9 protein-coding genes are annotated in these 11,132 nt (G+C 68.9%); 8 read left to right on the top strand and 1 reads right to left on the bottom strand.

Going from position 1 to position 11,132, the window contains the following annotated elements; genetic code table 11:
• The first annotated feature begins 108 nt into the window (after positions 1-108).
• Positions 109-639, top strand: a complete 531-nt coding sequence (locus ABT147_RS20065; RefSeq protein ID WP_351407837.1) for a GNAT family N-acetyltransferase — start codon at positions 109-111, stop codon at positions 637-639.
• A 61-nt stretch (positions 640-700) separates the two neighbouring features.
• Here ABT147_RS20065 and ABT147_RS20060 read toward each other — a convergent pair whose 3' ends face one another.
• Positions 701-1,276, bottom strand: a complete 576-nt coding sequence (locus ABT147_RS20060; RefSeq protein ID WP_351407835.1) for an adenylosuccinate lyase — start codon at positions 1,274-1,276, stop codon at positions 701-703.
• Between the two features lie 374 nt (positions 1,277-1,650).
• On the opposite strand from ABT147_RS20060, the gene ABT147_RS20055 reads away from it, so the two are divergent.
• From ABT147_RS20055 to ABT147_RS20025, 7 genes are all read left to right on the top strand, one after another.
• Positions 1,651-3,465 carry a 3-hydroxyacyl-CoA dehydrogenase family protein gene (locus ABT147_RS20055; protein WP_351407832.1) on the top strand — a complete coding sequence of 605 codons (1,815 nt, stop codon included), beginning with the start codon at positions 1,651-1,653 and terminating at the stop codon, positions 3,463-3,465.
• A 292-nt stretch (positions 3,466-3,757) separates the two neighbouring features.
• Positions 3,758-4,585, top strand: coding sequence for a TetR family transcriptional regulator (locus ABT147_RS20050; RefSeq protein ID WP_351407830.1), 828 nt, complete (start codon positions 3,758-3,760; stop codon positions 4,583-4,585).
• A gap of 427 nt (positions 4,586-5,012) precedes the next feature.
• Positions 5,013-6,350, top strand: a complete 1,338-nt coding sequence (ccrA, locus tag ABT147_RS20045; RefSeq protein ID WP_351407828.1) for a crotonyl-CoA carboxylase/reductase — start codon at positions 5,013-5,015, stop codon at positions 6,348-6,350.
• Positions 6,351-6,359: 9 nt separating this feature from the next.
• On the top strand, positions 6,360-8,387 hold the full coding sequence (locus tag ABT147_RS20040; protein ID WP_351407826.1) for an ethylmalonyl-CoA mutase: 2,028 nt from the start codon (positions 6,360-6,362) through the stop codon (positions 8,385-8,387).
• Positions 8,384-9,349, top strand: a complete 966-nt coding sequence (locus ABT147_RS20035) for an HpcH/HpaI aldolase/citrate lyase family protein (protein WP_351407824.1) — start codon at positions 8,384-8,386, stop codon at positions 9,347-9,349. The genes ABT147_RS20040 and ABT147_RS20035 overlap by 4 nt, the downstream gene beginning before the upstream one ends.
• Before the next feature lie 5 nt (positions 9,350-9,354).
• Positions 9,355-9,882, top strand: a complete 528-nt coding sequence (locus ABT147_RS20030) for a MaoC family dehydratase (protein WP_351407821.1) — start codon at positions 9,355-9,357, stop codon at positions 9,880-9,882.
• Positions 9,883-9,884: 2 nt separating this feature from the next.
• Positions 9,885-11,090 carry an acyl-CoA dehydrogenase family protein gene (locus ABT147_RS20025; protein WP_351407819.1) on the top strand — a complete coding sequence of 402 codons (1,206 nt, stop codon included), beginning with the start codon at positions 9,885-9,887 and terminating at the stop codon, positions 11,088-11,090.
• Positions 11,091-11,132 lie beyond the last annotated feature (42 nt).

Here is an 11,132-nt window from a genome sequence, read left to right as displayed (position 1 = left end):
ATCACGAGGTCGCCCGCCTCGTTCTGGTACAGCTCGCGCACCTTGCCGGTGTGCAGATGCACCAGGCCCGGAACCTGAACATCCCACCGTCCCGTTTAGTGTGCCGCCATGAACGACACCCTCCACGACCTCCGCATACGCGAGATGACCCCCGCCGACTGCCGCCCCGTCGCCGAGATCCGCGTCGGCGGCTGGCGGGCCGCGTACGCCGGGCTCGTTCCGCAGTCGTACCTCGATGCGATGGATGTGGAGGAGGACGCCGAGAAGCGGCGTGTGATGCTCTCGAAGCCGGACAGCCCCGTGGTCAACCTGATCGCCGAGCGGGCCGGGGAGGTCGTCGGCTGGGCGGCGTACGGGCCCTATCGGGACGGGGATGTCCGCACGGACGACGCCGAGTTGTACGCACTGTATGTACGACCTGACGACTTCGGCGGCGGGGTCGGCGGCGCGCTGCTGAAGGCCTGTACCGAGAACTGCGCGACCACCGGCCACGGCCGCATGCTCCTGTGGGTGCTGCGGGAGAACACCCGGGCCCGCCGCTTCTACGAACGGCACGGGTTCACCGCGGACGGCGCCGAGGAGCCCTTCGTGATCGACGGGGTCGAGGTACCCGAGACGCGGTACGCACGACGCCTCTGAGGGGCGCGGGAACTGCGCGACCAGCCGCACACACCGGCCCGCACACACCGGCCCGCGGACTTCAACGCCGCTTCGGGATCCGCGCCAGCGCCCGCACCGCCGCCTCCGCGAGCGTCGGGTGGGCCAGCGCCTCGTTGAGGACGGTCCTGGCCCGGGCGTCCCCCAGAGCCCCCAGCCCGTCCACGCACGCGAGGGCCACCCGGCGGTAGGGGTCGTGCGGTCGCAGCCGGCGCTGGAGGGTGGTGATCAGCGCGGGCACGGCCTCGGGTGCGCGGAGTTCGACGAGCAGGCGTACGGGGTGCAGGGCATAGGCGACGCGGAGTTCGTTCGTGGCGAGGGCCGCCGCCGCCCGGGCCGTGCGCGGGTCACCGAGCCGGGACAGCGCGTACGCGGCGGAGGCACAGCGCGGAGGGTCCCGGTGGTTGAGGAGCAGGACGAGGGACTCGAAGGCCCGGCGGTCCCCCGCGACCCCCAGCCGGAACGCGGCCAACTCCCGCGCCCACAACGGCTGTCCCGGCTCGACGAGCACCCCCGCCAGTTCGTCCGTGGACTCGGTCGTGACGAGCCGGTCGTATCCCGCCGCGCCCCCCGACTCGCTCCGCACACGCTCCGTGAGTGATCGCAACTCCTCGTCCATACACCGAGCGTACGGGCGCGGGCCCGTTCGGGGGACGTACATCACAAACACGAGGGCTGGCGCGCTCGTTACCCACCGGTTAAGCTCAGACGAGCGAGATACCCTCTCGCATTCGCTCACAACGGTTTGGTGACGCAGCCGTGGTGAGCACAGTCGGTTCGGTACCTGGAGTACCAGTACGGCTCGGCCTCGGGACAGGGCCGGTCGGTTCAGCCGTTCCCCCTGGGCGTGTGCACGCCCTCGGCGGCGGCACCGGGCGTGTGCGTTCTTCATCAGCCCGGCTTCACCAACACCCGCACGCCACGCGCCGGTTGCGCGCTCTTCGCGTACCCGCGGCGCTTCCCTCAGTCGTCACCACCTCCTGGAGTCCCGCGATGGCCACTCCCCTTTCCGACTCGTCGCTGTCCCCGCAGTCCCCGTTCAAGACGATCGCCGTGATCGGCCTCGGCACCATGGGCACCGGTATCGCCGAAGTGCTGGCCCGGGCCGGCCGTGAGGTCATCGGCATCGACATCAGCGAGGCCGCCGGCGCCCGTGCCGCCGCCTCGCTGGAGGCCGCGACCGAGCGGGCCGTGACCCGTGGGCGGATCACCGAGCGGGAGCGCGGCGACGTCCTCGCCCGGTTCCGCACCTTCACCGACCTCCAGGCCGCGGCCGACGCCGACCTGGTGATCGAGGTCGTCCCGGAGTCGTACGAGATCAAGCAGCAGGTCTTCCGCGAGCTGGACGCGATCGTGCGTCCGGACGCGGTTCTCGCCACCGGCACCAACGCCCTGTCGGTGACCCGGCTGGCCGCCGAGTCGGCGCGTCCCGAGCGGGTGCTCGGGCTGCACTTCTTCAACCCGGCGCCCGCGATGAAGCTGGTCGAGGTCGTCTCCTCGGTGCTCACCGCGCCGCAGGCCGTCGCCCGGGTCACGGATCTCGCCCTCGATCTGGGCAAGGAGCCCGTCGCGGTCGGCGACCGGCCCGGTTTCGTCGCCGACGGGCTGCTGTTCGGCTACCTCAACCAGGCCGCCGCGATGTACGAGGCCAAGTACGCCTCCCGCGAGGACATCGACGCGGCGATGCGGCTCGGCTGCGGGCTGCCGATGGGCCCGCTGGCGCTGCTGGACCTGATCGGCATCGACACCGCGCGGACGGTCCTGGAGGCCATGTACGCGGCCTCCCACGACCGGCTGCACGCACCGGCGCCCATCCTCAGGCAGCTCAGCGAGGCGGGCCTGACGGGCCGTAAGTCGGGGCGCGGCTTCTACTCCTACGAGGCCCCCGGTTCCGCCACCGTCGTGCCGGACGCGCTGACGCCGCTGGACGGGGTCGCCACGACCCCGGGCCGGACCGTGCGCTCGGTGGGTGTCGCGGGCTCGGGGACCATGGCGTCCGGGATCGCCGAGGTGTTCGCGAAGGCCGGGTACGAGGTCGTGCTGGCCGCCCGCAGCGAGGAGAAGGCGCAGGCGGCGAAGGCCCGCATCGGCAAGTCGCTCGCGCGGTCCGTCGACAAGGGGCGGATGACGGTCGAGGCCGCCGCCGAGACCCTGGACCGGATCACCCCGGCGGGCTCGTACGACGCGTTCGCGGACGTCGATCTGGCGCTGGAGGCCGTGGCCGAGGACCTGGAGGTCAAGCGGCAGCTGTTCGCGACCTTCGACAAGGTCTGCAAGCCGGGCGCGATCCTCGCCACCACCACCTCCTCGCTGCCCGTCGTCGCCTGCGCCCGCGCCACCTCGCGCCCGCAGGACGTCATCGGGATGCACTTCTTCAACCCGGCGCCGGCGATGAAGCTGGTCGAGGTGGTCCGTACGGTCCTGACCGCCGACGACGTCCACGCCACGGTCCGTGAGCTGTGCGCGAAGGTCCGCAAGCACCCGGTGGACTGCGGCGACCGGGCCGGATTCATCGTGAACGCGCTGCTGTTCCCGTACCTCAACAACGCGATCAAGATGGTCCAGGAGCACTACGCGACGCTGGACGACATCGACGCGGCCATGAAGCTGGGCGGCGGCTACCCGATGGGCCCGTTCGAACTGCTGGACGTGGTCGGTCTCGATGTCTCCCTGGCCATCGAGAAGGTCCTGCACCGCGAGTTCCGCGACCCGGGCCTCGCCCCGGCGCCGCTCCTCGAGCACCTGGTGGCCGCGGGCTGCCTCGGCCGCAAGACCGGCCGTGGCTTCCGCGAATATGCCAAGCGCTGAGCGGGCGGACGACGCGCTCGGCACGGCCTCGGGCCCGGGGGCAACGCCGGGCCCGGGATCCCCGCCGGAGCCGGCCCGGGCGGGCCGGTCGACGGTGGACGCCGGCCCGACGGACCGGTCGGCGGCGGGCACGGACTGGGGCGGGCTGCTCGGGCCGGGCAGCCGTTCCCCGTCCGCCCGCTCCGCCGACCCCGCGACCGGCCCGTCCCCCGCTTCGCCGTCCGCCCACCTGGCCTCTCCCCCCTCCGGGCAGGGCGGGGGGATGCCCGGGCACGCGCGCTCTCCTGCACGGATGCAGTACGTTCGGGGCATGTCCCAGCCCGCCAAGTCCTCACGTACACCAGCTGCGCCCGACGCTCCGGAGAGCGCCGCGGGAAGCCGTGCCGCCGCCCAACGCCTCAAGATGCGCCGGGAACTGGCGGCCGCGGCCATGGAGCTGTTCTCGACCAAGGGGTACGAGGCGACCACCGTCGACGAGATCGCGGCGGCGGCCGGGGTCGCCCGCCGTACCTTCTTCCGCCACTTCCGCTCCAAGGAAGAGGCGATCTTCCCGGACCACGACGACACCCTGATCCGCGCGGAGGCGGTGCTCAACGCGGCACCCCAGCACGAGCACCCGCTCGACACGGTGTGCCGCGGCATCAAGGAAGTCATGAAGATGTACGCGGCCCGGCCGGAGATCTCGGTCGCCCGCTACAAATTGACCCGTGAGGTCCCCACCCTGCGGGAGGCGGAGATCGCCTCCGTGGCCCGCTACGAGCGCCTGTTCACCCGCTATCTGCTGGGCCACTTCGACGAGCACGCCCACCACGACGACGGCAACGACGACCCGCTGCTCGCCGAGGTGGCCGCGTCGGCGGTCGTCACCGCGCACAACCACGTGCTGCGGCGGTGGCTCAGATCCGGTGGGCAGGGCGATGTCGAGACCCAGCTCGACCACGCCTTCGCCATCGTCCGCAGGACCTTCGGCACCGGCATCGGCGCGGGCCGCACCCTGGCGCCCGAGCCGGCCGCCGCGACGGCCTCCGCCCACGGCGAGGTGCTGGTGACGGTCGCCCGCACCGACGCCCCCCTCGACGAGGTCATGCGGACCATCGAAGAGGCACTCCGGGACCGCTGAGGAACTGCCCGAAACCTCGATCTACTCATCGGTAACTGTGAGAACGGCCACCCCACCGGGTGGCCGTTTTGGCATGTCAGAGGCCCTTTTCGACCTCCGTCTGATCGATCATCGCTCAGGTGTTACGTAAAGATTTCACCTGAGCGAACTTTCTGGCACTCGGTGCCTTGCGGGGTGACACGGCGTGCCATACGTTGAAGGAGTCCGGGCGGCCGGCGTGCAGAGATCTCACGTACGTCGGCTGTCCCAGCAAGCCAAGTGCCTGCCCGCCCGGACGCCTGCGTCACAGGCACCCTTCCGCGCCACAAAGCGCCGCCGAAAGCACCACCTCCGCCGAACCGACGGCATCACGCACCCAGCTCAGCAGCACCCGACGTAACCCTCAGCAGCGTCCTCCCTCAGGACGCTCGTCGCCGGAGGCACCACCGTGAAGGAAATCCTGGACGCGATCCAGTCGCCGGAGTCCACTTCCGCCGACTTCGCCGCTCTGCCGCTCCCCGAGTCGTACCGCGCGATCACCGTGCACAAGGACGAGACGGAGATGTTCGCGGGGCTCACCACCCGCGACAAGGACCCCCGTAAGTCGATCCACCTCGACGACGTTCCGCTCCCGGAACTCGGCCCGGGCGAGGCCCTGGTGGCCGTCATGGCCTCCTCGGTCAACTACAACTCCGTGTGGACCTCGATCTTCGAGCCGCTGTCCACCTTCGGCTTCCTGGAGCGCTACGGAAAGCTCTCCGAGCTGACCAAGCGCCACGACCTGCCGTACCACATCATCGGCTCCGACCTCGCGGGTGTCGTCCTGCGCACCGGCCCCGGCGTCAACGCCTGGCGGCCCGGTGACGAGGTCGTCGCGCACTGCCTGAGCGTGGAGCTGGAGTCGTCCGACGGCCACAACGACACGATGCTCGACCCCGAGCAGCGGATCTGGGGCTTCGAGACCAACTTCGGCGGCCTCGCCGAGATCGCGCTCGTCAAGTCCAACCAGCTGATGCCGAAGCCGGACCACCTCAGCTGGGAGGAGGCCGCCGCTCCGGGCCTGGTGAACTCCACCGCGTACCGGCAGCTGGTCTCCCGCAACGGCGCCGGTATGAAGCAGGGCGACAACGTGCTGATCTGGGGCGCCAGCGGCGGCCTCGGCTCGTACGCCACGCAGTTCGCCCTCGCCGGCGGCGCCAACCCGATCTGTGTCGTCTCCAGCGAGCAGAAGGCCGGCATCTGCCGGGCCATGGGCGCCGAGGCGATCATCGACCGCACCGCCGAGGACTACAAGTTCTGGAAGGACGAGCACAACCAGGACCCGAAGGAGTGGAAGCGCTTCGGCAAGCGCATCCGTGAGCTGACCGGCGGCGAGGACGTCGACATCGTCTTCGAGCACCCCGGCCGCGAGACCTTCGGCGCCTCGGTCTACGTCACCCGCAAGGGCGGCACGATCGTCACCTGCGCCTCGACCTCGGGCTACAACCACGAGTACGACAACCGCTACCTGTGGATGTCACTGAAGCGGATCATCGGCTCCCACTTCGCGAACTACCGCGAGGCCTGGGAGGCGAACCGGCTCATCGCCAAGGGCAAGATCCACCCGACGCTGTCGAAGGTCTACTCCCTGGAGGAGACCGGGCAGGCCGCGTACGACGTGCACCGCAACCTCCACCAGGGCAAGGTCGGCGTCCTCGCGCTGGCCCCCGAGGAGGGCCTCGGCGTGCGCGACCACGAGAAGCGCGCCCAGCACATCGACGCCATCAACCGCTTCCGGAACATCTGAGGTCCAGAGATGAGTGAGCGTCAGAAGGACCGGCCGTGGCTCATGCGGACGTACGCCGGTCACTCCACGGCAGAGGCGTCCAACGAGCTGTACCGGCGCAACCTCGCCAAGGGACAGACGGGTCTGTCGGTCGCGTTCGACCTGCCGACCCAGACCGGCTACGACTCCGACCACATCCTCGCCCGCGGCGAGGTCGGCCGGGTCGGCGTCCCGGTGGCCCATCTCGGTGACATGCGCAGGCTGTTCCAGGACATCCCCCTGGACCAGATGAACACCTCGATGACCATCAACGCCACCGCCATGTGGCTGCTGGCGCTCTACCAGGTCGTCGCCGAGGAGCAGGGTGTGGACATCACCCAGCTCCAGGGGACGACGCAGAACGACATCGTCAAGGAGTACCTGTCGCGGGGCACCCATGTGTTCCCGCCGGGACCCTCGCTCCGGCTGACGACGGACATGATCGCGTACACGGTCTCCCACATACCGAAGTGGAACCCGATCAACATCTGCAGCTACCACCTGCAGGAGGCGGGCGCCACACCGGTCCAGGAGATCGCGTACGCGATGTCCACGGCGATCGCGGTGCTCGACGCCGTGCGGGACTCCGGTCAGGTGCCGCAGGAACGCATGGGTGATGTCGTCGCCCGTATCTCCTTCTTCGTGAACGCGGGCGTCCGCTTCATCGAGGAGATGTGCAAGATGCGGGCGTTCGGCCGCATCTGGGACCGGATCACCCGCGAGCGGTACGGCATCGAGAACCCCAAGCAGCGGCGTTTCCGGTACGGCGTCCAGGTCAACTCCCTCGGGCTGACCGAGGCGCAGCCGGAGAACAACGTCCAGCGGATCGTCCTGGAGATGCTGGCCGTGACCCTCTCCAAGGACGCACGCGCGCGTGCCGTCCAGCTGCCGGCCTGGAACGAGGCGCTTGGCCTGCCCCGGCCGTGGGACCAGCAGTGGTCGCTGCGGATCCAGCAGGTGCTGGCGCACGAGAGCGATCTGCTGGAGTACGAGGACATCTTCGAGGGCTCGCACGTCATCGAGGCGAAGGTGGCCCAGCTGGTCGAGGAGTCCTTCGCCGAGATCGACCGGATCCAGGAGATGGGCGGCGCGATGGCCGCCGTCGAGTCCGGCTACCTCAAGTCGCAGCTGGTCTCCTCGCACGCCGAGCGCCGGGCGCGCATCGAGTCCGGCCAGGAGAAGATCATCGGCGTCAACATCTTCGAGTCGACGGAGCCGAACCCGCTGACCGCCGACCTGGACGCGGCGATCCAGACCGTCGACCCGGCGGTCGAGGCCCGGGTGATCAAGTCCCTGCGGAACTGGCGCGACACGCGCTACCAGCCGCCCTTCAACCACCCGCGCCCGTGCAAGGCGCTGGAGCGGCTGAAGGAGGCCGCGAAGGGCACCGACAACCTCATGGAGGCCACCCTGGAGTGCGCCCGTGCCGGGGTCACGACCGGCGAGTGGGCCGGGGCCCTCCGTGAGGTGTTCGGGGAGTTCCGGGCGCCGACCGGGGTGTCGTCGGCGCCGGTGGCCGTCTCCGCCGAGGAGGGCTCGGCCATGTCGGAGGTCCGCCGGAAGGTGGACCTGACGGCGAAGGACCTGAACGTCGGCAAGCTGCGCTTCCTGGTCGGCAAGCCGGGCCTGGACGGGCACTCCAACGGGGCCGAACAGATCGCCGTGCGGGCCCGGGACGCGGGCTTCGAGGTGGTCTACCAGGGCATCCGGCTCACCCCGGAGCAGATCGTGGACGCGGCCCTCGCCGAGGACGTGCACGCGGTCGGGCTCTCCATCCTGTCCGGCTCGCACGCCCAGCTCGTCCCCGATGTGCTGGACCGGCTGCGTGAGGCCGGCGCAGGCGACATCCCGGTGATCGCCGGCGGGATCATCCCGAACGCGGACGCCGCGCAGCTCAGGGCCGCCGGAGTGGCCGCCGTCTTCACCCCGAAGGACTTCGACATCACCGGGATCATCGGCCGTATCGTCGACGAGATCCGCAAAGCGAACAAGCTCGACCCCCTGGAGGTCCCCGCATGACCACGCCCGTCAACCGTCTGCGTCCGCGACGCTCCTGCCTCGCGGTCCCCGGAAGCAACCCCCGCTTCCTGGAGAAGGCGCAGGGCCTCCCGGCGGACCAGGTCTTCCTCGACCTGGAGGACGCCTGCGCCCCGCTCGCCAAGCCCGAGGCGCGGCACACCATCGTCAAGTTCCTCAACGAGGGCGACTGGACCGGCAAGACGCGGGTCGTGCGCGTCAACGACTGGACGACCGAGTGGACGTACCGCGATGTCGTGACCGTCGTCGAGGGCGCCGGGCAGAACCTCGACTGCATCATGCTGCCGAAGGTGCAGACGGCCCAGCAGGTCGTCGCCCTCGATCTCCTCCTCACCCAGATCGAGAAGACGATGGGCTTCGAGGTCGGCAGGATCGGCATCGAGGCGCAGATCGAGAACGCGCAGGGCCTGAACAACGTCAACGAGATCGCCACGGCCTCCCCGCGCGTGGAGACGATCATCTTCGGCCCGGCCGACTTCATGGCGTCGATCAACATGAAGTCGCTGGTCGTGGGCGAGCAGCCGCCCGGCTACCCGGCGGACGCCTACCACTACATCCTGATGAAGATCCTGATGGCCGCCCGCGCCAACAACCTCCAGGCGATCGACGGCCCCTACCTCCAGATCCGCAACGTCGACGGCTACCGCGAGGTCGCCCAGCGGGCCGCCGCGCTCGGCTTCGACGGCAAGTGGGTGCTGCACCCGGGCCAGGTCGAGGCGTCCAACGAGATCTTCTCGCCCTCGCAGGAGGACTTCGACCACGCCGAGCTGATCCTGGACGCGTACGACTACTGCACGTCCGAGGCCGGCGGCAAGAAGGGCTCGGCGATGCTCGGCGACGAGATGATCGACGAGGCCAGCCGCAAGATGGCGCTGGTCATCTCCGGCAAGGGACGCGCGGCCGGCATGCAGCGCACCTCCAAGTTCGAGATCCCGGAGGGCTGAGCGCGATGCAGTTCGGACGCACCTACGAGGAGTTCGAGGTCGGGGCGGTCTACAAGCACTGGCCCGGGAAGACGGTCACGGAGTACGACGACCATCTCTTCTGTCTTCTCACCATGAACCACCACCCGCTCCACATGGACAGCAACTACGCGGAGAAGACGACCGACTTCGGCAAGAACGTCGTCGTGGGGAACTACATCTACTCGCTGCTGCTCGGCATGTCCGTCCCGGACGTCTCCGGCAAGGCGATCGCCAATCTGGAGATCGAGTCGCTGAAGCACGTGGCGCCGACCTTCCACGGCGACACGATCTACGGCGAGACGACCGTGCTGGACAAGTGGCCGTCGAAGTCGAAGAACGACCGCGGCATCGTCCATGTCGAGACCAAGGGCTACAAGCAGGACGGCACTCTGGTGTGCGTGTTCCGCCGCAAGGTCATGGTGCCGACCGAGACCTACATCAAGGAGCGCGGCGGCGAACAGCCCGGCCGCCCGGAGCTGACCGCACCTGCGGAAAAGAACACGGAGAAGTAGCCATGGCCCGACTCGCCCAGACCGCCGGTCTGACCGACATCCAGCAGGAGATCCTGTCCACCGTCCGCGATTTCGTGGACAAGGAGATCATCCCGGTCGCGACCGAACTGGAGCACCGCGACGAGTACCCGCAGCAGATCGTCGACGGGCTCAAGGAACTGGGCCTCTTCGGCCTGATGATCCCCGAGGAGTACGGCGGTCTGGGCGAGTCCCTCCTGACGTACGCGCTGTGCGTGGAGGAGATCGCCCGGGGCTGGATGTCCGTGTCCGGGATCATCAACACGCACTTCATCGTGGCGTACATGCTGAAGCAGCACGGCACGCAGGAGCAGAAGGACTACTTCCTGCCGAAGATGGCGCTCGGTGAGATCCGGGGCGCGTTCTCGATGTCGGAGCCGGCGCTCGGTTCCGATGTGTCGGCGATCACGTCCAAGGCGGTCAAGGACGGCGACGAGTACGTCCTGAACGGTCAGAAGATGTGGCTGACGAACGGCGGAACGTCAACACTCGTCGCCGTACTCGTCCGAAGTGACGAAGGACACCCCGAGGGCACGGCGCCCCACAAGTCGATGACGACCTTCTTGATCGAGAAGGAGTCCGGTTTCGGAGAGGTCCGCCCCGGCCTCACCATTCCCGGGAAGATCGACAAGATGGGCTACAAGGGCGTCGACACGACCGAGCTCATCATGGACGGACTGCGCATTCCGGCCAATCGTGTACTGGGCGGCACCACCGGCCGAGGGTTTTACCAAATGATGGACGGCGTCGAGGTCGGCCGGGTGAATGTGGCCGCACGTGGCTGTGGAGTCGCTCAGCGTGCATTCGAACTCGGGGTCCGGTACGCCCAGCAGCGCCATACTTTCGGCAAGCAGATCGCCCAGCACCAGGCGATCCAGTTCAAGCTGGCCGAGATGGCTACCAAGGTCGAGGCCGCGCATGCGATGATGGTGAACGCGGCTCGCAAAAAGGACTCGGGAGAACGAAACGACCTCGAAGCAGGGATGGCGAAGTACCTCGCCTCCGAATACTGCAAAGAAGTCGTCGAGGACGCTTTCCGGATCCACGGCGGCTACGGCTTCTCCAAGGAGTACGAGATCGAGCGCCTCTACCGTGAGGCACCGATGCTGCTGATCGGTGAAGGTACCGCCGAAATCCAGAAAATGATCATCGGTCGTCGACTGCTCGAAGAGTATCGATTCCAGGGCTAGCACAGGGCCGGCCCGGGGTCGGTTGTCTGGTTGGGGGTGTTT

Source organism: Streptomyces sp. NPDC001868 (assembly GCF_040297125.1).
Lineage (GTDB): Bacteria > Actinomycetota > Actinomycetes > Streptomycetales > Streptomycetaceae > Streptomyces.
This window is presented reverse-complemented; position numbering and strand designations above follow the sequence as displayed.